At 70.6% G+C, this 21,482-nt stretch carries 13 protein-coding genes; 10 read left to right on the plus strand and 3 right to left on the minus strand.

Features of this window, described 5'->3' with window-relative positions; all coding sequences use genetic code 11:
- The first annotated feature begins 118 nt into the window (after positions 1-118).
- A complete protein-coding gene (locus AC16DP_RS45555; protein WP_329726725.1) occupies positions 119-907 on the plus strand; it encodes a YsnF/AvaK domain-containing protein in 789 nt (262 codons plus the stop codon).
- 51 nt (positions 908-958) lie between these two features.
- Here the strand turns inward: AC16DP_RS45555 and AC16DP_RS45560 are convergent, their stop codons facing one another.
- The gene (locus AC16DP_RS45560; protein WP_329726724.1) at positions 959-3,766 is read right to left on the minus strand and encodes a PAS domain-containing protein; all 2,808 of its coding nucleotides are present in this window, start codon (positions 3,764-3,766) and stop codon (positions 959-961) included.
- Positions 3,767-3,871: 105 nt separating this feature from the next.
- On the minus strand, positions 3,872-4,129 hold the full coding sequence (locus AC16DP_RS45565; protein WP_329726723.1) for a hypothetical protein: 258 nt from the start codon (positions 4,127-4,129) through the stop codon (positions 3,872-3,874).
- 317 nt (positions 4,130-4,446) lie between these two features.
- Between AC16DP_RS45565 and AC16DP_RS45570 the strand changes: the two genes are divergently transcribed.
- Positions 4,447-4,590, plus strand: a complete 144-nt coding sequence (locus AC16DP_RS45570; protein ID WP_329726722.1) for a hypothetical protein — start codon at positions 4,447-4,449, stop codon at positions 4,588-4,590.
- On the plus strand, positions 4,587-7,388 hold the full coding sequence (locus tag AC16DP_RS45575) for a PAS domain S-box protein (RefSeq protein WP_329726721.1): 2,802 nt from the start codon (positions 4,587-4,589) through the stop codon (positions 7,386-7,388). Before AC16DP_RS45570 ends, AC16DP_RS45575 begins: the two co-directional genes overlap by 4 nt.
- Before the next feature lie 83 nt (positions 7,389-7,471).
- Here AC16DP_RS45575 and AC16DP_RS45580 read toward each other — a convergent pair whose 3' ends face one another.
- Positions 7,472-9,055 carry an ArnT family glycosyltransferase gene (locus AC16DP_RS45580; RefSeq protein ID WP_329726720.1) on the minus strand — a complete coding sequence of 528 codons (1,584 nt, stop codon included), beginning with the start codon at positions 9,053-9,055 and terminating at the stop codon, positions 7,472-7,474.
- A gap of 159 nt (positions 9,056-9,214) precedes the next feature.
- Here AC16DP_RS45580 and AC16DP_RS45585 point away from each other — a divergent pair, with 159 nt between their 5' ends.
- The 7 genes from AC16DP_RS45585 to AC16DP_RS45615 form a co-directional block, all read left to right on the plus strand.
- Complete coding sequence (locus AC16DP_RS45585; protein ID WP_329726719.1) at positions 9,215-10,108, plus strand: tetratricopeptide repeat protein; 894 nt, start codon at positions 9,215-9,217, stop codon at positions 10,106-10,108.
- A 462-nt stretch (positions 10,109-10,570) separates the two neighbouring features.
- On the plus strand, positions 10,571-12,715 hold the full coding sequence (locus AC16DP_RS45590; protein WP_329726718.1) for a hypothetical protein: 2,145 nt from the start codon (positions 10,571-10,573) through the stop codon (positions 12,713-12,715).
- On the plus strand, positions 12,712-14,049 hold the full coding sequence (locus tag AC16DP_RS45595) for a hypothetical protein (RefSeq protein ID WP_329726717.1): 1,338 nt from the start codon (positions 12,712-12,714) through the stop codon (positions 14,047-14,049). Before AC16DP_RS45590 ends, AC16DP_RS45595 begins: the two co-directional genes overlap by 4 nt.
- A 133-nt stretch (positions 14,050-14,182) precedes the next feature.
- Positions 14,183-17,791, plus strand: coding sequence for a PAS domain-containing protein (locus AC16DP_RS45600; protein WP_329726716.1), 3,609 nt, complete (start codon positions 14,183-14,185; stop codon positions 17,789-17,791).
- A gap of 72 nt (positions 17,792-17,863) precedes the next feature.
- Positions 17,864-18,622 (plus strand): ABC transporter ATP-binding protein, encoded by a 759-nt coding sequence (locus tag AC16DP_RS45605; protein WP_329726715.1) that lies wholly within the window; start codon positions 17,864-17,866, stop codon positions 18,620-18,622.
- Entirely contained in the window at positions 18,622-19,419 is a 798-nt protein-coding gene (locus AC16DP_RS45610; protein WP_329726714.1) for an ABC transporter permease, read from the plus strand. The genes AC16DP_RS45605 and AC16DP_RS45610 overlap by 1 nt, the downstream gene beginning before the upstream one ends.
- Before the next feature lie 333 nt (positions 19,420-19,752).
- A partial coding sequence (locus AC16DP_RS45615; RefSeq protein ID WP_483957079.1) for a PrkA family serine protein kinase occupies positions 19,753-21,482 on the plus strand: 1,730 nt, incomplete at its 3' end.

A 21,482-nucleotide genomic window follows, 5' to 3' on the forward strand; every position in this document is an offset into this window, starting at 1 on the left:
CCGGGTTCCTGCACGAAGCCTGGACAGCAATGCGGCCGGGCGTCCGTGTTGACGCGCTGTGCCGCTCCCGCCAGCAACCCCCATCGTGAGGCCTGGAACCACTCACCAGGAGGCAGCCATGTTCCAGCGCACGCAGTTGAGGGAAGGCATGACGGTTCGCAGCATCGACGGCGAGAAGCTCGGCAGGGTCTTCTCTCTCGGCGATGACGCGTTCCATATCGAGAAGGGCCTCTTCTTCCCGAAGGACTACCTAGTCCGATACGCGGACATCAGTGACATCCGGGACGGGGAGATCATCCTCATGCACGGCAAGGACAGTCTCCGGAGCCTGTCGGGCACGGACAAGTACGGCACGGCCAGCACCGGCCTCGGCACGAGCGCGGGTCTCGGCACGAACGCGGGTCTCGGCACGACCGGCCTGGCCTCGGACACGAGCCTGAGGGCGGACGCGGGCATCAAGGATCGCTCGTGGGAGGCTCGCCGCACCGAGGAGGTGGCCATCCCGGTACACAAGGAGGAGCTGGAGGTCACCAAGCGCGACGTCTCGGCCGGTGAGGTCCGCGTCCACAAGGACGTGGTGGAAGAGGTGAAGACGGTGGAGGTGCCCGTCCGCCGCGAGCGCGTCCGCGTGGAGCGCCGCGACGTCAATCCGGACCGGCCCGCCATGAACGCCTCCTTCAAGGAGGAGACGGTGGTGGTACCCCTGCGCGCCGAGGAAGTGGACGTCCACAAGCGCGCGGTGGTGGATGAAGAGGTGGTCATCCACAAGGACGCCATCGAGGAGGAGCGCCGCGTGGCCGAGTCGGTCCGCCGCGAGGAGGTGGAGATCAGCACGCCCGATGAGGATCTCCACAGCAAGCGCTCGCTGAACCTCACCCCCGACGACGATCCGCTCCTGCGCCGCTAAGTCCGCGGCCATTTCCCCTCTCCCCTCTTCCGGGGGGAGAGGGAGTGGATTTCAGTGCACGGCCCCGGCGGATTCCCGTGCTCGCTGGCCATGGCGCGGCAACCGCACGGTGAAGGTGGTGCCATCGTTCTCGCTGGAGCGTACCTCCACGGAGCCCCCGTGAGCCCGGGCGATCTCCCGCACGATGAACAGGCCCAGTCCCAGCCCCGAGGTCGGGTGGGCATCTCCCCTCACCGCGCGCCGGAAGGGCTCGAAGATGCCCGCCAGCAGCTCCCGGGGGATGGGCGGCCCCGCGTTGTGCACCTCCACGCGCAACGTGCCGCCCTCGTCGTGCAGCGAGAAGTCCACCGGTGTGTCCGCCGGGCTGTAGTCCAGCGCGTTCTTGCCCAGGTTGCCCAACAGCTGCGCCAGCCGATCCGGGTCCCACGCGCCCTGGAAGTCTCCCTGCGCGCGCAGCCGCAGCTCGCGATCCAGGTGGACGGCCTCCAGCTCCTCCAGCACGTGCCGGCAGAGGTGGCGGAGGTTGGCCGGCCTCGGCGTGATGGGGATGCCTCCCCCCAACCGCCCCCGCGTGAAGTCGAGCAGCTCGCTGATCATCCGCACCATGCGCTCGGTACTGGTGGTGATGCGGCGCACGGCCTTCAGGTGCTGCTTCACCACGCAATCCGAGCGCATCAACGCATTGGCGCTCAGGAGGATGGCGTTGAGCGGGTTGCGCAGGTCATGCGAGACGATGCCCAGGAAGCGCTCGCGGAACTCCGCCGCCCGGTGCAGCTCCTCCTCCTTGCGCCGGGCCTCGGTGACGTCCACCACCACCGCGCCCAGTCCCATCACCCGCCCATCCGGCGCACGCACCGGGAAGTAGTCCGACACCCAGTGATGGACGATTCCCGGATCATTCGCCGCCATGCCCCGGCTCTCGAGCCCTCGCACCGGCTCGCCCGTCTCCAGCACCCGCCGCAGCATCGGCTCCACCTGGGGAGCGTACTCCGGCAGCAGCTCGGTCACCGACCGCCCCACGTGCTCCTTCACGGACAGGCCGTTGGCCCGGGCCAGCGCCTCGTTGAGGTGCACATAGCGCAGCTCCGTGTCGAGCAGCGCCAGGCCCACGGGCGCGGCGGCCACCAGCGCGTCCAGCTGCGCCATCCGCTCCTCGGCCCGCTTGCGCTCGGTGATGTCCACCACCACCGAGCCCACCATGAAGACCTGGCCCCGGCGGTTCCACACGGGGTAGTAGCTCACCAGCCAGTGGCCCTGGCTCCCCGCGAGGCCCGGCGTGGTGCCCGTCACCTCGAGCTCCAACAGCGGCTCCCCGGTGTCGAGCACGTGCCGGTAGAGCGGCTCCACGGAGGGCGCCAGCTCCGGGAGCACCTCGTGCACGGTGCGCCCCAGCGTGCTCCCCACCGGGACGCCATTGATGGCGGCGAGCGCGTGGTTGATGCGGACATACCGCAGGTCCCGGTCCACGAAGGACAGGCCCACGGGAGCGGTGGCCAGCACCGTGTCGAGCAGGGCCAGCGCCTCGGCGTTGCCCACCTCGCGCAGCAGCCGCTCCGTCTCGTCGCGGGCGGAGAGCACCGCCCCGGCCAGCGAGCCATCCGGCCGGCGGATGGGCAGGGCGCTGCCGCAGAGCGTGCGCACCGAGCCGTCCGGCCGGCGCACCACCCAGTGGGCGCCCATCACCGGCACTCCCCTCAGGGCCCGGAACAGGGGCGCCTCCTCCCGCGACATGGGACGGCCCTCCACGGTGAGCAGGCTGGAGGCCAGCGGCCCCTCGAGCGCCGTCACCTCCTCGCGGCCCACCCCATGCAGCCGCTCGGCCTCGGCGTTGAAGATGCGCACCTCACCCCGCTCGTCCGCCATGATGATGGCGTCCCCGCTCTGCTCGATGACCATGCGCAGCAACTGCTTGCGCTCCTCCGCCTCCTCGCGCGCCGCGCGTTCGCGGGCGACGAGCCGGGCCTGGACGAGCAGGCCCGTGGCCCGCGTCACCATGGCCCGGAAGAGCAGCTTGTCCTCGTGGGAGAACTCGAAGGCCGTGCGGCTGCCCATGTGCGCCACGCCCAGCACCTCGCCGCCCTGCAACAGGGGCACGCCATAGAGGGCGCGAAGCCCATGGTCCCGCGGCACCTGGCTCCTCACCAGCGGGTCCGTCGACGCCGAGCGCACCTCCCGCGGGCGCCGCTCGGCGGCGATCGTCCCGGAGAAGCCCTCACCCACCCGCAGGCTGAAGCCGGACGTCACCAGCTCCTCCAGCCCCACCGAGGCGCGCACCCGGAGCACGTCCCCCTCGCGCAGCAGCAGCGTGACGGTGTCCACCGGCTCGGTCGTCTCCAGGATGACGCGCAGCAGCCTCGGCAGGAAGGTGTCCAGGTCCTCCGTGCCCAGCGCCGCCTCGGACAGCCGATCCAACGCCACCAGCGTCCGCGTGCGCGCCCGCGCATAGCGCGAGACGGAGGTGGTCACCGCCTCGTCGAACGTCCGGTTGAAGTACACCACCTCGTGCATCATCACGCCCGAGGCCCATGCCCCCATCGCCCCGAGGTGCCCCGCGTAGAGCTCGAGGACGCAGGCCCGCAGCAGCGCGTACTCCTGGGCCACCTGCTCCACGTCCAGCCCCACGTTCAACCGCTCGAGCGCATGCTCCTCGGGGAACCCACCGAGCGTCTTCTCCTCCCCGGTGTGCACCGTCTCCACCACCGCGGCCACCCGCTCCAGGAACTCGGGCAGGTGGTTGAGCAACCGGGGGCGGGAGAAGTCCTGGAGCACCGGCAGCAGACGCACCTCGCGCTCCCATAACTCCAGGATGCGGGCCGTGTTCTCCCGGATGAAGTCGCAGAGACGGATCCGACCCTCCACGCCTGGGACCTCGTGTTCAGCCATACCTTCAAGGATGTGTCGGCCTGGCCCGCCATGTCCGCCGGCGGGAACCCCGAGCCCCGGGCAGCGAGCCCGCCTGGCGGCCTACGCGCCCTGCTTCGAGCGGTTCGCGATCTCCCTCAGCGTGAGGCGCTTGCGCGACGGGTCCACCTCATAGAGCGCGATATGGTCCTCCAACAGGATGGAGCGGATCTCGACGGGCCGGACGAACCTCTGGGGCAGCGGTGCGGGCGTCTCCGGCCTCATGCGGGCCGCCACCGCGTCCAATTCCTCGCGAATGCGCTGGTACGTCTCCAGGGGCAGATGGGCGATCTGCCTCCAGGCGTTCGGACTCACTTCCACGGTGTATCTGGAGAGACTCTCGGGTCTACGCATTCCGTTGGCGCATCGAGCAGGAATCGCGCCAACTCACCTGTCTGTCCTCTTCAATACTTATCCCGAGGGTCGAGAGGCGGGCTGAAGTCTTTACAAGCACGAAGCGGAAAGATTTTCAGTCCGCCGCAGGAGGAGGTGTGCGATCAGGCGGGCGGGAAATCGAGGGGCCGCCCGCTCTTCCCGGGTCCCCGCGGATGTCCCCTGAATGACGGCCCTTCGCCTCCATGCGCTTGTCTGGGAGTCCGGCATGTTGCACGCATGAGCCGGACACCAGAACTTCACCCATGAGCCCACCTCCACCCCGTACCGGCACCTTCGAGCCCATCTCCGAGGACTCGCCCCGGGGCGGAGGGGACACGCTCGCGCCCGCGCGGTCCGCGGCTTCGTGGGAGCTGCCCCTGGGGCCACCCGTCGAGGGGGCGCCGTGAATTTCGACCCGCACGCCTCGGAGTCGCCGCCGCCCACCCTTGCGGATCTGCTGGAGCGCCGGCACGAGGACATCATCCAGCGGTGGACGGGGCGCCTGCGCGAGGGGCTCGCGCCCACGCCCCGGACGCAGGCGGAGCTGGAGGACCACATCGGCGAGTACCTGTGGGAGATGGCCCGGGTGCTGCGCCAGCAGACGGCCTCCGGGGCCGCGCCGATTCCGGAGTGGCTGCCGGTGGCGCGCGAGCATGGAAGCCAGCGGCTGCGCATCGGCTTCGACGTGCAGGCGCTGGTGCGCGAGTACCACGTGCTGCGCGAGTGCATCCTGGATCTGGTGGAGGAGACGGACGTGCGCGTCACCCTGGGGGAGGTGCGGGCACTGACGGCCTTCATCACCACGGGCATCGCCGAGGGGCTGGCCGAGTACCTGCGCCAGCGCGACGCCGTGCAGCGCCTGGACGAGGAGCGGCTCCGGGCCCTGCTGGACCAGGCGCCCGTGGCCATCTTCGCCAAGGACGCCGAGGGCCGTTACCTCTACGGCAACCGCTACCAGCAGCAGCTGGTGGGCCGCCCGCTCGAGGAGATATTGGGCCGGGACGACGCGGCGCTCTTTCCCCGGGCCCTGGCGGAGTCCCTGCGCGCCCACGACGCCCAGGTGCTGGAGGGCAAGACGCGCACGTTCGAGGAGGTGGTGGAGTTCGACACGGGCCCGCGCACGTACCTGTCCACGAAGTTCCCCCTGCCCGGTGGCGAGGGGCTTCCCTCGGCGCTCGGGGGCATCTCCCTGGACATCACCGCGCGCAAACAGGCCGAGCAGGCCCTGCGCGAGAGCGAGGAGCGCTTCCGCCTGCTGGTGGAGGGCGTGGAGGACTACGCCGTGTTCCTGCTGGACACCGAGGGCCGGGTCATCAGCTGGAACACGGGCGCCGAGCGCATCAAGGGCTACACGCAGCGCGAGGTGCTCGGCCAGCACATCGCCCTCTTCCATACGCCCGAGGACCGGGAGGCGGGGCTGCCCGAGCGGTGCATCCGGGCCGCGGTCACCCAGGGCCACTGCCGGATGGAGGGGCAGCGCGTGCGCAAGGACGGCAGCCGCTTCTGGGCGGAGATCGTCATCACCGCGCTGCGCGACGAGCACGGCGTGCTGCGCGGCTTCTCCAAGTTCACCCGCGACATCTCCCGGCGCAAGCGCGCCGAGCAGGTCCTCCGCGAGACGACGCAGCGGCTCCAGGCCATCCTGGAGACGGCGGTGGACGGCATCATCACCATCGACGAGCGGGGCCTCATCCAGCACGTCAACCCGGCCACCACGCACCTGTTCGGCTACACGCCCGAGGAGCTCACCGGACAGAACGTCAGCGTCCTCATGCCCGAGCCCTACCGCAGCGCGCATGACGGCTACATGGAGCACTACCTGCGCACCGGCGAGCGCCGGGTCATCGGCATCGGGCGCGAGGTGCAGGGCCGGCGCAAGGACGGCAGTGTCTTCCCCCTGGATCTCTCCGTCAGCGAGACGCTCCTGCCGCAGGGGCGGCTCTTCACGGGGGTGGTGCGCGGCATCACCGTGCGCAAGCGCGCCGAGCGCCACCAGGCCTTCTTCCTCGAGGCGGGCACCCTGCTGTCGCAGTCGCTGGACCTGGCCACCACCCTGAAGAAGCTCTCCTCCCTGGCCGTGCGGCACCTGTGCGACTACTGCATGGTGGATCTGCTGGGGGAGGACGGGCAGCTGCACCGCCTGGAGCTGGCGGCGCGCGACCCGGCGATGGACACCATCATCCAGCGCTCGCGGCCCTATCCGCCCGTGATGGGGGGCGACAGTCCCATGGCCCGGGCCCTGGAGCGCGGCGAGGCCGTGGCCGTGCCGGAGCTCACCCCCGCGTGGCTGGATGCGGCCTCCCGGAACGCGGAGCACCGGGCCCAGCTGGAGGCGCTCGGCCCGAAGGCGGTGGCGCTCGTGCCCCTGGTGGCCCGGGGCCGCAAGCTCGGCCTCATCAACCTCGCGTGGACGCGGCCCCGCACCGACGGCCTCGCCGAGGACCTGGAGGTGGCCAAGGGCCTGGCGGACCGGGCGGCCGTGGCCATCGACAACGCGCGGCTCTTCCAGGAGGCGCAGGAGGCCATCCGCGTGCGCGAGGACGTGGTGGCCATCGTCAGCCACGACCTGCGCAACCCCCTCAACGCCATCGCCCTGTCGGCCGCGCTGCTCGAGCGCGAGGCCGGCAACGAGCGCACCACGCGGACGGCCCACCGCATCGTCTCGGCGGCGGACCGGGCCAGCGGAATGATTCGAGACCTGCTCGACTTCACCCAGGCGCGCGTGGGGGGCGGCATTCCCATCCACCCCCAGCCCCTGGACTTCCACGAGCACGTGCGGCGCGTGGTGGACGAGGTGCGGCTGGCGTGGCCCGGGCGCCGCATCGGCTTCCAGGCCAGCGGCGAGGGCCGGGGCGAAGCGGATGAAGGCCGGCTGGCGCAGGTCGTCACCAACCTGGTGGGCAACGCCCTGCAGCACAGCCCTCCGGGCACACCCGTGCGGGTGTCCACCCGGGGCGAGGACTCGCACCTCCTGCTGGAGGTGCACAACGAGGGCCCCGCCATCTCCGCCGAGCTGCTGCCCACGCTCTTCGAGCCCTACCGGCAGGGAGCGGATGCGGGCTCGGGCAGGGGCAGCCTGGGCCTGGGCCTCTACATCACCCGGCAGATCGTCCTCGGGCACGGGGGCAGCGTGCACGTGCACTCCACACCCGAGGACGGCACCACCTTCACGGTGCGCCTGCCCCGCTCGCGGCCCCCGGCCTGAGGACTACGGGAGGGCCCGGGCGGACAGCCGCGCGCGCTCCAGCGCCTGGGAGCACAGCCGCGGCGCGACCCCCGGGGGAGGCCTCAGCGGCGCCGGTAGACGTGCAGGGGCGCGGAGAAGCCGTCCTGCTCCTCGTAGGCCACGCCGTCGAGCGTGAGCGTGCGGCCCTCGAGCTTCACGGCCGGGTCGCGCACCAGCGAGCCGTTGTCGAAGCGCACGAGGTACTCCGGCCGGGCCTCGCGCAGGTGCTTGCGGAAGGTCTCCCAGCGCACGCGGGCCAGCCGCTCATCCGGCAGGCCGGAGAAGAAGGCGAGTTGGAGATCCATGTAGCTGGGGTCCTGATCCACCACGGCCGCGCCGCCCCTGGGAGCCACCTCCTCCTTGAGGAAGCGGGCCACCTGCATGAGGGGCACCGGGTTGGTGGAGGTGGGGCTCACCGGACGGAGGCTGTCCTGCCAGCGGCCATCGGCGCGGAAGGTGTAGAGGCCCATGGCCAGGGGCACGGCCACCGCCAGCACCGAGCACACGGCGGCCACGGCCTTGCGGGCCCCGGCGCCGCGCACCGCCTCGAGGCCGGGGACGATGAAGGGCAGCAGCACGGCCAGCTCCGTCACCGTGAAGCGGCCCAGCGGCTGGAAGTTGAGCAGCACCACGGCGCGGAAGGTGAAGTACGCGGCGGGCACCAGCGCGGCCAGCACCAGCCAGCGCGTGTCCGGGCGCTCCTTCCACGAGCGCCACATGCCCACCATGCCCAGCAGCGCCACGCCCGGCGAGAGCGTCAGCAGCGCCACGCCCGGCCAGAAGCCCAGGCTCTCCAGCCGGTAGCGCCACTCGCCCACGCGGGCCACGCCCTCGCGCGTCCAGTCCGCGTGGAACTGCTCCACCGCGTGGATGGGGAAGAAGGGATCGCCATGCGCCATCTCGTTGCCCTGCATCCACAGCAGCGGGAAGGGCAGGCACAGCAGGCCGAAGCCCACCGCGCGGGTGATGGCCGCCACCCGGTCCTCGCCCCAGAAGAGCAGCGCCAGGGACAAGAGCGGCATGAACATCCACGCGTCGTAGCGCACGGCGCACGCCAGGTTGAGCACCAGGGCCGCCCCGAAGAAGGGCGCCATGCGGTTCTCGTCCAGCCCCTCGGCGATGAGCGCGAACACCCACAGCATGAAGAAGAGCGACAGGGCCTCGCTGGCCGCCGTGGTGGACATCTGCAGGTGCATGCCCCAGACGGAGAAGGCCAGGCAGGCCCACACCCCGGCGCGCCAGTCGAAGAGGCGCCGGGTGAGCGCGAAGAGCGGCACCACCGACAGCACCCCGAAGAGCAGGCTCACCAGCCGGCCCGCCAGCGCCTTGTCCTCCACCACCTTCAGCGCGGCCCCCACCACGTACAGGTGCAGCGGCCCGAACTGGTAGGCCCCATCCCCGTACGAGGTGATGAGGTGCGGCTCGCGCGCCCAGCGCTCGGCCAGCTCCGTGCGCGCCACCGCGTCGCCGTAGTAGTTCTCGTTGAAGGGCATCAGCACCAGGCGCGGCAGCAGCGCCGCGGCCAGCAGCAACAGCAGCAGCAGCCGGGTGCTCGGCTCCGGAGCCACATCGGGCACCGCGGAGAGGAGGGGAGTGGAGCCCGAGGGGCGTGGGGGGGCGGCGGGAACGGACGAAGCGGACGGCATGAGGGCGCGCAGAATACGCAGGCCCGGCCCAAAGCCAAGCAACCATGCCCTCGGTGTGGGTCCTTTCGCACCCACCCCTGGGTTGTCGGGTGGACAAGCGGGCGTGTAGCCTTCGCGCCGTCCGTATCCAAGCGGGCATCAAAGGGGGAATCACCCGACATGCTGTCTTCCCGTTCTCTGCGTCACGTCGTGCTGGCGTTGGCGGCCACCCTCGCGGTGGGCTGTGCGCCAAGTTTGAAGGTCAATGTCCTGCAGCCGGCCCGGGTCAACCTGGGTTCCTCCAAGCGGCTGACGGTGGTGCAGACCGAGGGCCGCAAGGGCGCCCGGGACTTCGTCATCGACGAGCTCACCCGGCAGGCGCGCACCGCGGGCTATTTCCAGGTGGCGGACCGCTCCGACGAGGGCATCGTCGTGAAGGTGGCCGGCCGCTCCGTGCAGATCCTCAGCACCGGCAATGGCCCGGCGCAGGGCCAGGATGAGATTGGCATCCGCATCGACGTCAACGACTGGGACGCCGAGAAGAAGACGGAGACCGTCAAGGACACGGACAGCAAGGGCAACACCACCGAGCGCGAGGTGAAGTTCTACGAGGCGAAGACGGTGGTGAGCGTCACCGCCTTCAACGCCTCGGGCAAGGCGCTGCTGGCCGAGGAGGAGTACGAGATGGTGGGCCGTGGCGAGGACAAGGACACCGCCCTCGGCAACGCGGCGCGCGCGCTGGTGAGCCGCATCCTCTTCGACATCACCCCCACGTACGTGACCAAGTACATCCGCATGGACGGGGACGACAAGGCGCAGAAGCCCATCATCGAGGTGGCCGAGAAGGGCAACGTGCCCCAGGCCATCACCGAGATGGAGTCCTACGTGCAGGGCAATCCGCAGAACCCGGCGGCGCTCTACAACCTCGCGGTGCTGCTGGACGCCTCGGGCAAGTACCAGGAGGCGCTGGACCTGTACACCAAGGCCATCTCCCTGTCGGCCAAGGACTACTACGTCGACATGAAGGCCGAGTGCGCCAAGCGCCTCGCCAATCAGCAGGCCCTGGCGCAGTAATCCGCCACGCCCGCTGACGCACCCACCGGGCCGTCCCCAGGGCACACCGTCCTGGAGGCGGCCCGGTTGTCGTTCAACCCTCGCCGTCTCTCCGGTAATGAAGTCGACTGGGGGCTGCTTCGACAGCGGGCACGGCCACCTGCGCCGGTCATGTTCATACGGCCCGTTCGTGGCCCGACGGCCTCCACGCACTCGACCCGGGAAGTGGGAGGCCCGCCATGACCGCGCGCGACACGTGGGCGGCGCAGGGGCACGGGTAGACTGGCCCCCTGCTTCGAGCCGCGCTCCATGCCCACTCCGCGCGGAGCATGAGGGAGGTGCCGCGTGTGCAAGTGTCGAGAGGCTCCACGTCCGGCGGTGAGCGCTCCCCGCTGGGTGGTGCTGCTGATGGGGACCGTGCTGCTCACTACCGGGTGCGCCACGCGGGCACCGCACCTCCTCCGCGGGGGTAGCCCCCATCGCGTGCGCGCTCTCTTGCGCTCGCCTCTGGTGCCGCCGTCCCTGGCACCCCAAGAGGCGGGCGGGCCGGAGCGGTTGCACCGGCGCCGCGGCGCCCGGGGGCTGGACACGGACACGAGCGTGAGCGCGGGCGAGGCGGCGGTGCACGGGGTGGCCAGCGGGGGGACTGTCTCCCAGGGCCCCGCCACCTGCGGAGGCCTGGCCGTGCCCCCGGGTTGGCCCGACTTCTCCTCCGGCGGCGAAGTGCTGCTGGCGCCCTTCCTCTCGTGCACCTCGCCCGCGGAATACGTCGCCCTGCAACAGCGTGTGGACATGCCCCGGCTGGTGGAGGCCCTGGACGAGTGGGGCGCGGTGCGGCTGGGCGCGCTGGGCCCGGTGCGTGAGGACGCCGCTGCCCTGTTGCAACGCAAGCGCGCCGCCTTCCTGGTGAGCACCACCGAGCGCTATGGCCCCTTTCACGCCGAGGTGTTCGCCCTCTACGTGCTGCACTCGGCCCACGACGATGAAGTGGACGCGGTGCTGCGGCTGCTGGCCCGGGACAAGCAGTTGGGGCAGACGCTGGCCCTCATGCCCGCCGTGCTCCAGGAGTTGGAGGCGCGCGGCTTGCCCCTCTCCCGCTACCCGGAGCGGGGCGAGCAGTCCGGGGACGTGCTGCGGGGCCTGGGCCGTGCCGCCCGGGACGCACTCACCACCAGCTCCCTGGTGGACGGCGGGCGCTACCTGGAATTGACGCAGAGGTGGGCGCACCTGCCCCCGCCCTACCAGCACGCCGCCCACGAGGTGCACCGGGCCCTGGCGTTGCGGCACCTGTCGCCAGGCAGTGTGGCGCTGGGCACCTTCGACTCCATGTCGTTCGGAGTGCCGCTGGGCTTCTACTCCCTGGTGGCGGGCACGGGGCAGGGCGTGTCCTCTCTGTCCCAGGGCCACTACGAGCAGGCCACGCGCGAGCTGGCACCCGTCCTGCTGCTGGGCACCCTGTATGCCGGCGGCAAGGGCCTGCGTGCCCTGTCCCAGGCTCGGGCCACGCTGGGGCCCCAGGCGGTGGAGGTGCGCCTGCGGGAGCTCGCGCGGCAGGTGGAGGACAGGCTGGGGGTGAATGGCCTGAAGGAGCTGGTCCGGGACATTCGCGCGAGCCGGGAGGCAGGCGAATTCGTGGCGGTGGGCGGCGTGGACGCCGCGCTGGCGCTGCGCGAGGCCGGGGGAGATGTGGCCCGGGCGCAGGCGCTCATGTCCCGGGCGCGGCCCGGTGCCACGGGCTCCGCGGAGGCGAGGAACACAGCGCGAACGAGCCCCGGGCAGGCATCCACCCTATTGGATGGCGCCGCACGCGCCACGCTCGAGGCCAGTGCCATGGAGCGCGCCGGGGGTCTGGCCTCCCTGGTGGACGAGGCGGCGGGCCTCACACGGGAGGTGGTCGAGGCCCGGCTGACGCTGGTGGAACTGGAAACCCCGGGTCCGCGTCTGCCCCGGGACGTGGCAGTGCTGGAGAAGCAGCGGCCCTCCCCCCATGCTCCGCCGCCTGGAGCCGAGGGCAACCCGCGTTGGCGGGAGTACGTCGCCTACTACGAGAGGCGTGTCGAAGAGCTCCAGCAGGGCAAGGCCACCCAGGGGCCTCTGCGCTGGGCCCACTACGAGCAGATGTGGGGATGGTTCACCCGGGGGCTGGCCTTCGAGCGCTTCATGGTGGCGTTGCTGGAGGCCGACGCCGCGCTGCCTCGGACCCAGCGCCGCTTCCTCGGGGCTTTCATCCAACCGCGTATCCTGCGCTCCGTGGGAGTCTGGAAGCCGGAGAGCGGCCTGCGCTACGCGGATGTGCTCGTCATCGAGGAGGGTGGGCCCACCGCGGGGCCCCCTCGCGTCGAGACCTTCAGTTTCAAGAGCCGTGATTTCTGGTTGCTGGACGCGAGAGAGTGGAAGGCGCAAATCGTGAGGGACGCGAGGGAAGCGCTCCAGAAGTACGGCGGGACACTGGACATCCGCCGCACCGCCCTCCAGCCTCTTCTTCGTGGAGGCAGCGAGGTGCCAGTCCAACGGGTCCGACTCGTCTACGAAGGGGGTGACCTCTTGCCTGAAGACACCAGAGCGTTGACGAAGGCCGTGAAAGACACCGACAAGAAGGTTCCGGGAGTGGAGGTGTCATTCCAATGAAGGTGCTGCATTTTCGCGAACTGAAGAAAGAGGACCGTCTCTGGTTCGAGTTCGAAGGCACCTTCGCTCCACGGGCGGCACGGGAAAACGAGTTGGAGCCCCTGCTCCAGGCGCTCGAGGGATGCGCCGACGGATGGATGCCGGACGTCGTCAAAGGCAAGCGGCAACGCAAGTACGCCCGCGCCGCATTCTGGAAGGCCTTGGAGGAGGAGCGTGAAGGAGACAACACGGTTGGATTCTACCGGACGCAGTGGCCCGCGTTGGACATGATGCTGGAGGTCACTCCCCCCCCCCGTCCACCCAGACTGGACATCACGATCAACCTGAAACCCCTCTCCTTCTTCTGGGACGCAGAGCGTTGCCGCCAATTCGTGGAGATGGTGCGTGCGTGGGCGTCCCATTACCCGGCCTCCCATGCCGTCGCCCACAGCAGTGATGACCTGGTACTGGCGGACTTTCCTGAATGCGGCCGTGACAAGGAGACCTCGTACAGGGACGGCTTCGACAAGGTGTACGAGGTGTGCTGGCTCAACGTCTTCGGCCCGAAGCTGGTGGAAACCGTGGGCCGCGAGCGCATGTTGTCCACGCCCGCCTGGCGGGTGGAGGAATTGCCCAACGGCTGTGTCCTGCTGGTGACGTGGCCCACGCTCGCGGACTTCGCCAGCCAGGAGGCACGCCTCGCCCAGGCCCGCGCGCATGCGCACCTCCGGCCGGACCTCGACTTCTCCACCCTGCTGCGCACCCTGCGTGAGCGCAGCGCCATGCTCGCCCCCGTGGAGCCCCACTTCCCCCCGGACCTGGCGCCACTCCTCTCGCGCGTGGTGGAGGCGGTCCCCAGTCACGAGCGTCAGCGCAAAATCGCCGAGCTCAACACCTGGCGGCCCCCCGAGCCCGAGGAGTGGCGCCCCGCGGAGTCCGCCCTGCCTCCGGACGTGGAAGACATCGAGCGCGCCCGGGAGCACTACAGCTACCTCGCCGAGCTCCTCGTGGCCCTGCTGCACACCCAGGTGCCCTCCATCTTCGACACCTCGCCCGAGTCCCTCACGGACGCCGACTCCCACTTCTGGCGCCGGGACTTCCCCACCCGGTACCCGCGCGACGTCATCGAGGAGCGCGCGGTCCCCTCCATCGGCGCCTACCTGGGCGAGGTGCTGGTGCGCCACCTGGGCGGCCAGTGGATACCCCGCAGGAACCTCGAGGAGGCCCAGGTGCGCGTGGGCAACCGCGTCTGGTTCCCCTTCGCGCGGGCCCGCCATTACATGCGCTCGCGCCAGTCCCTCCTGGACTGCTCCCTCACCCAGCTCTACCGCGAGGCCGAGCGCCACCGCACCTGAAGACCCGAGCAGGAACCATCGAACGACTGGCTCCGGTGATGTGTTACCGATCCGACGCGGACGCGCTGTCCCTTCGCACATGGCCCGAGGTACAGGCGGGCCATGGGGTAAGCGTGTCCGACAGGCCGCCTGAATGGATCCCTCCCCCCCGAGCACTCCCGCCCCCAGGCGCTCCCGCCGGCTGCCCCTGCCGGTGCTCGCCGGATTGCTCGCGGCCGGGCTCGCCGTGGTCCTCATCGCCACCCTCTTCCTGCGCTCCACCCGGCAGCTCGCCTGGAGCTCGGGCCGCGTGGCGCACACGCTGGACGTCATCAACGAAGCGGAGCTGCTGCTGTCCTTGATGAAGGACGCGGAGACGGGCCAGCGCGGCTACCTGCTCACCGGCGAGCGGCACTTCCTCGCCCCCTATGAGGAAGCCCGGAGCCGCATCCACCCCTCGCTGGAGCGCCTGCGCGCCCTCACCGCGGACGAGCCCCACCAGCGGCGGCGGCTGGAGGCGATGGAGTCGCGCATCCAACGCAAGCTCGCGCTGATCGAACGGACCGTGCGGCTCGAGCAGGAGGGCCAGTCCGCCGCCGCGCGAGAGACGGTCCAATCCGGCGAGGGCCAGCGGTTCATGGATGAGCTGCGCGTGCTCGAGCGGGAGCTGCGCGAGGAGGCCAAGGGGAGGTTGGAGCGGGAGAACGCCGGGCTCGCGGAGGCCGCCCGGAGCGCGAAGCTCCTCGTGCTCTCGGGCAGTGGCTTCCTGCTGGCCTTCATCGGGCTCACCGCCGCCTCCTTCGTGCGCGACATGCGCTCGCGGGAGCGCGAGAAGACCGAGCAGCTGCGGGCCGAGGCCGAGCGGCAGCGGGCCCGCTTCCAGAGCATCCTCTCGCAGGTGCCCGCCGCGGTGGGCGTCTACCGGGCGCCGGCTCAGCGGTGCGAGCTGGCCAACCCGGCCCTCCAGCGGCTGCACGGAGGCCGGACCTTGCTGGGCCGGACGGTGCGCGAGGCCCACCCCGAGCTCGTGGGCACCAGCCTCTTCGACGTCTTCGACGATGTCTTCCGCACCGGCCAGCCCTACTCGGCCGCCGGGCGCCGGTTGATGCTGGACCAGAACGGCGATGGCCAGCTCGTGGAGGGCTACTTCAACTTCACCTACCAGCCCCTGCTGGACGAGGCGGGCCAGGTGGAGGCCGTGCTGCTCTTCGCGGTGGAGGTGACGGAGCAGGTGCGGGCCCGGCAGGCGGCGGAGGAGGCCCTGTCGTACCGTCAGCGGGCGGAGGCCGCGCTGCGCCAGAGCGAGGCCCACCTGCGCCGGACCCTCAAGGCGGCCGAGGTGGGGGCCTGGGAGTGGGACCTGGGCAACCAGCGCATGGTGTGGACGCCCAACGTCGAGCCCATGTTCGGCATGGCGCCCGGCACCTTCCTGGGGACCGCGGAAGCCGCCCTGGCGCTCATCCACCCGGAGGATCGCGAGCGCGTGGCGCGCACGCTGGGGCAGTCGGCGCGGGAGCAGGGCGAGAGCGAGCACCAGCTGGAGTACCGCGTCCTGCGCGCCGACGGCGGCGTGCGCTGGCAGGAGAGCCGCGGCCGGGTCCTGTTCGACGAGCGGGGACGGCCCACGAAGCTGGCCGGCGTGGTGATGGACATCACCTCGCGCAAGGAGGCCGAGCAGCAGCAGCGCGAGTCCGAGGCACGCTTCCAGCTGCTCGCGGAGGCACTCCCCCAGCTCATCTGGAGGACGCGGGCGGATGGGTACACCGAGTACTTCAACCCGGGTTGGTTCGAGTACACGGGCCAGACGCTGGAGCAGGCCCGGGGGGACGGCTGGCTCCAGGCCGTCCACCCGGAGGACCTCGCGCACACGGAGAAGGCCTGGCGGCACGCCGTCTCCACGGGCGCGCCCTACTCCGTCGAGTACCGCCTGCGCCGGGCCGCGGACGGCGCGTACCGCTGGTTCATCGCGCGGGGGCTGCCCCTGAGGGAGGGGACGGGCCGCATCACGCACTGGTTCGGCACCTGCACGGACATCGATGACCAGAAGCGCGGGGCGGAGACGCTGCGCTTCCTCTCGGAGGCGAGCGCGGCGTTGGCGGCCTCGTTGGACCAGGCGGCCACGCTCGCGCAGGTGGCCCGGCTGGCCGTGCCGGTGCTGGCGGACTGGTGCATGGTGGACCTGGTGGGAGAGGACGGCCACGTCGAGCGCGTCGAGGTGGCCCACGCGGACCCCGCCCTGGCGGAGCTGGCGGACCGGTTGCGCCGCTTCCCGCCCGTGCAGAACCCCGAGCACCCCTCCGCCCGGGCCATGCGCCAGGACCAGACCATCCTCGTGGCGGAGGTGACCGGCGCCGTCGAGGAGCGCTCGGCCCAGGGCGCCGAGCACCTGGTGGCCATCCGGGAGATGAAGTGCCGCTCCATGATGTCCGTGCCCCTGCTGGCGCGGGGACGGACGCTCGGCGTGCTGACGTTCTTCACCACGGAGGCCTCCGGCCGCCGCTATGGGCAGGAGGACGTGCTGCGGATGGAGGAGGTGGCGCGCCGGGTGGCGATGGCGCTCGACAACGCGCGGCTCTTCGCCCTGGCGCAGGAGGAGCGCCAGCGCGCCGAGGAGGCCAACCGGCTCAAGGACGACTTCCTGGCCACCGTCAGCCACGAGCTGCGCACGCCCCTCACGGCGATGATCGGCTGGGTGAAGATGCTGCGCACCGGCCGGCTGCCGCCCGACAAGCACGCCCGGGCGCTGGAGACGGTGGACCGCAACACCCAGGCGCAGGCCCAGCTCATCGAGGACCTGCTGGACGTGAGCCGCATCATCTCCGGCAAGCTGCGGATGGAGACGCAGCCGGTGCACCTGGTGGACGTCATCCAGGCGGCGCTGGAGTCGGTGCGTCCCGCGGCGGACGCCCGGAGCATCCAGCTCCTGGCGGAGCTGGAGCCGGGCGAGGACGTGGTGATGGGGGACGCGGGCCGGCTGCAGCAGGTGGTGTGGAACCTGCTCTCCAACGCGGTGAAGTTCTCCCCCGGGGGCAGCCGCGTCCAGGTGCGGCTGCGGCGCCTGGAGGCCTCGGTGGAGGTGACGGTCGCGGACGAGGGGCCGGGGATTCCAGCGGACTTCCTGCCCCACATCTTCGAGCGCTTCCGCCAGCTCGAGGGCGGCACCACCCGGAGACATGGAGGCCTGGGCCTGGGGCTCGCCATCGTCCGCCACCTCGTGGAGCTGCACGGAGGCACGGTGCACGCCGCGAGCGAGGGAGCGGGCCGGGGAGCCACCTTCACGGTCCTCCTGCCCCCCGCCCAGCCCCGGCAGACGCAACCCGAGCGCCCCGCGCCGCCCGCCGTCCTCCCCGCCCACGCGGTGCTCGCGCGGCGGCGCATCATCGTGGTGGACGACGAGGAGGACAACCGCGAGGTGTTGAAGGTGATGCTGGAGGAGTACGGGGCGCACGTCGTCACCGCCGCCTCCGCGTCCGAGGCCCTCCGCGCCGTGCGCGAGGGAAGGCCGGATCTGCTCGTCTCGGACATCGGCATGCCGGGCGAGGACGGCTACCGGCTCATCTCCCAGGTGCGCGCGCTCCCGGCCGAGGAGGGCGGCGGAGTGCCCGCGGTGGCCCTCACGGCCTATGCCCGGGTGGAAGACAGAACGCGCGCCCTGACGGCGGGCTTCAACATGCACGTGGCCAAGCCCGTGGAGCCCGCCGAGCTGCTGTCCGTCCTCTCCAACCTCGTGGTGCTCTCGCCGGGGAGCCAGGAGTCCGGGTGACGCATCCCCTCCACCCCCTCCAGGCGAGCTCGCGCATTCACCCGCGAGGGGTTTTCGGGTTGAGATGGGGGGATGCCCCCGGAGATCGAGGCCCTCGCGCTGGAGAAGACATACCCACGGCCCTGGTGGCCCCGGGCGCGCGGGCGGGACGCTCCCCGGACGGCCCTGCGCGGTGTCTCCTTCGAGGTGCGGGCGGGCGAGGTGGTGGCCCTCATCGGACCCAACGGCGCGGGGAAGAGCACGCTGTTGCGCATCCTCTCGGGCCTGCTGCTGCCGGGCGCGGGCACGGCGCGGGTGGCCGGGCGCGACGTGGTGCGCGAGCGGCCCGGGTGCCGCCGCGAGGTGGGGGCCGCGCTCGCCGATGACCGGGGCCTGTCGCCACGCCTCACCGCGCGCCAGAACCTGCGCTTCTACGCCGCGCTCTACGGCGTGCCCGCGCGCGAGGTGGAGGCGCGCATCGAGGAGTTGTCCGGGCTGCTCGAGGCCCGGCGGCTGCTGGAGCGGGAGGTGCGCACGCTGTCCACGGGGGAGAAGGCGCGGGTGGTGCTGACGCGCGCCCTGCTCCACCGGCCACGGGTGCTGCTGCTGGACGAGGTGACGCGCTCGTTGGACCCGGGGGCCGCGCGCCGGCTGCGCACGCGGCTGCTGTCGGACGTGGCCGCACGGGGAGCGGCCGTGCTCTTCGCCAGCCACGACCTGGCCGAGGTGGAGGCCGTGGCCCACCGGGTGCTGCTGCTGGACGGAGGCCGCATCGCCGCCGCGGGCCCCTTCTCCGAGGTACGGCCCGCCGCCGAGGCCGTCTTCGCCACCGTGCCCCGGGAGGAGGCGTGATGCGGCTGCTGCTCGCCTTCCTGCGGCGCGACCTGCAAACCCTCATGGCCTACCGGCTCAACGGGCTGCTGCTCGTGTCCGGGGGCCTCTTCACCCTCACCCTCTTCTATTTCCTCGCCCGCACGGTGGGCGAGTCCCCGGTGGTGCGCGGCCGCTACGGCGCGGACTATTTCTCCTTCGCGCTGGTGGGGCTGGCCACCGCGGCCCTGCTGCGCGCGCTGCAGACGGGCTTCTCCAGCGCGGTCCGCACGGCGCAGAACGACGGCTCGCTGGAGCCGCTGCTGGGCGCGCCCCTGTCCACCGTGCACGTGGTGACGCTCATGGGCGCCTGGCCCGTGGCCAACGCCCTGCTGCGCGCGGTGGGACTGCTCGCCCTCGGTGCGCTCCTCTTCGGCGCCCGGTTGCAGCTCCACCCCGTCTCCTTCGTCCTGACTCTCTTGCTGAGCGCCCTCACCTTCTGCGCGCTCGGCCTGCTGTCGGCCGCCTTCGTGCTCGTCTTCAAGCGGGGCGATCCCTTCACCTACGCCCTGGACGCGCTCAGCTACCTCTTCGCCGGCGTCCTCTACCCGACAGACGTGCTGCCCCCGCTGCTGCGCACGATGGGCCGCCTGCTCCCCGCGACCCATGCCCTGCACGGCCTGCGCGAGTCCGCCCTGCGCGGCGCCCCGCCCCGCGAGCTGCTGCACACCTGGGCCCTGCTGTCCATCTTCTGCGTCGTGCTCTGGCCCCTGGCCGCCGTGGCCCTGTCCGCCGCGCGCCGACATGTAGAGCAGGCGGGGACCCTGCCCCACAGCTGAACGTCCGATTTCCACCCTTCCTCTCGTACCGTCGTTCGCCGTGGACGGAGAAATCGAATCCCCACCTCCCCGAAAGACCGTCCACCCTTATAATGGAGTGTGCCTTTTCACCCCGTGGAGGCAGGGCCCGCCGCATCGGCGACGAGCCCTTCCGACACGAGCTGGCCACGCGGTCCCACCCCGCGGCGGGGTCCCGAAAGGGCAGGTCGGACGTTCGTGTCGTCTGGGACCCGTCGTGGGTGGGATTGGAATGGCCCATTACCCCCCCAGGTTCACTTTTTGGCCCTCCAAAGGCGCGAAATCCCGCGCTTTCGGGTGGCCCGAGGGAGCGTCATGAAGGACGTAGAGAGCAAGGGTTCGTGGATCGCGAAGATCGCCGCGTTGCAAGACGCGAAGACCTACGCGGAGCTCCACTGGGAGGGCTCCTTCGAGGACTACCTCGAGATCGTCCGCAAGAACCCCAAGGTCACCCGCACCGCCTTCCAGAGGATCTACGACATGATCCTCTCCCACGGGAAGACGGAGTACATCGACAACAAGAAGAAGCTCATCCGCTACCACTTCTTCAGTGACGAGAAGTTCGGCGGCCGCGACGCCATCTTCGGCCTGGACGTCCCGCTGATGAAGCTGGTCAACGTCTTCAAGTCCGCGGCCCAGGGCTACGGCACCGAGAAGCGCGTCATCCTCCTGCACGGCCCCGTCGGCTCGTCCAAGTCCACCATCGCCCGTCTGCTCAAGAAGGGCCTGGAGGAGTACTCCAAGACGCCCGAGGGCGCCGCCTACACCTTCTCCTGGCTCACCGACAAGAAGGGCCTGGACGGCGTCACCGTCCGCGAGAAGATGAAGTGCCCGATGAACGAGGAGCCGCTCAACCTCATCCCTCGCGAGTGGCGTCCCAAGGTGCTCGCCGAGCTGAGCCCTCCCGAGTCCGGCTACACCATCCCGGATGGCAGCGAGCTGTGCCCCGCCTGCCGCTTCGTCTTCAAGGAGCTGATGACGCAGTACAAGGGCGACTTCGCCAAGGTCATGGAGCACATCCGGGTCAACCGCCTCGTCTTCAGCGAGAAGGACCGCGTCGGCATCGGCACCTTCCAGCCCAAGGACGAGAAGAACCAGGACTCCACCGAGCTCACCGGTGACATCAACTACCGGAAGATCGCCGAGTACGGCTCCGACTCCGACCCGCGCGCCTTCAACTTCGACGGCGAGTTCAACATCGCCAACCGCGGCCTCATCGAGTTCGTCGAGGTGCTCAAGCTCGACGTGGCCTTCCTCTACGATCTCCTCGGGGCTTCGCAGGAGCACAAGATCAAGCCCAAGAAGTTCCCCCAGACGGACATCGACGAGGTCATCATCGGGCACACCAACGAGCCCGAGTACAAGAAGCTCGAGAACAACGAGTTCATGGAAGCCTTGCGTGACCGTACGGTGAAGATTGACATCCCGTACATCACCAAGCTGAGCGAGGAGGTGAAGATCTACGAGAAGGACTTCAACTCCCGCGCCATCAAGGGCAAGCACATCGCGCCGCACACGCTGGAGATGGCGGCGATGTGGGCCGTCCTCACGCGCCTGGAGGAGCCCAAGAAGCACAACCTCTCGCTCTTGCAGAAGCTCAAGCTCTACAACGGCAAGACGCTGCCCAACTTCACCGAGGACAACATCAAGGAGCTCCGCAAGGAGGCCTCCCGTGAGGGCCTCGAGGGCATCAGCGCCCGCTACATCCAGGACAAGATTTCCAACGCCCTGGTGAGCGACAAGGGCGAGGGCTGCATCAACCCCTTCCTGGTCTTGAACGAGCTCGACAGTGGCCTCGCCCAGCACTCGCTGGTCACCAAGGAGGACGACCGCAAGCGCTACCGCGAGCTGATCTCGATGGTGAAGCAGGAGTACGAGGACCTGGTGAAGAACGAGGTGCAGCGCGCCATCTCGGCCGATGAGGAGGCCATCTCCAAGCTGTGTGCGAACTACATCGACAACGTCAAGGCGTATACGCAGCGGGAGAAGGTCCGGAACAAGTTCACGGGTCAGGACGAGCAGCCGGACGAACGGCTGATGCGGTC

Source organism: Archangium sp. (assembly GCF_057119385.1).

Bases quoted from the DNA above. Each gene is read 5' to 3' on its own strand.
- AC16DP_RS45555 (WP_329726725.1), top strand. From the start codon at position 119: ATGTTCCAGCGCACGCAGTTGAGGGAAGGCATGACGGTTCGCAGCATC.
- AC16DP_RS45570 (WP_329726722.1), top strand. From the start codon at position 4,447: ATGAGCCCACCTCCACCCCGTACCGGCACCTTCGAGCCCATCTCCGAG.
- AC16DP_RS45580 (WP_329726720.1), bottom strand. From the start codon at position 9,055: ATGCCGTCCGCTTCGTCCGTTCCCGCCGCCCCCCCACGCCCCTCGGGC.
- AC16DP_RS45585 (WP_329726719.1), top strand. From the start codon at position 9,215: ATGCTGTCTTCCCGTTCTCTGCGTCACGTCGTGCTGGCGTTGGCGGCC.
- AC16DP_RS45595 (WP_329726717.1), top strand. From the start codon at position 12,712: ATGAAGGTGCTGCATTTTCGCGAACTGAAGAAAGAGGACCGTCTCTGG.
- AC16DP_RS45600 (WP_329726716.1), top strand. From the start codon at position 14,183: ATGGATCCCTCCCCCCCGAGCACTCCCGCCCCCAGGCGCTCCCGCCGG.
- AC16DP_RS45605 (WP_329726715.1), top strand. From the start codon at position 17,864: ATGCCCCCGGAGATCGAGGCCCTCGCGCTGGAGAAGACATACCCACGG.
- AC16DP_RS45610 (WP_329726714.1), top strand. From the start codon at position 18,622: ATGCGGCTGCTGCTCGCCTTCCTGCGGCGCGACCTGCAAACCCTCATG.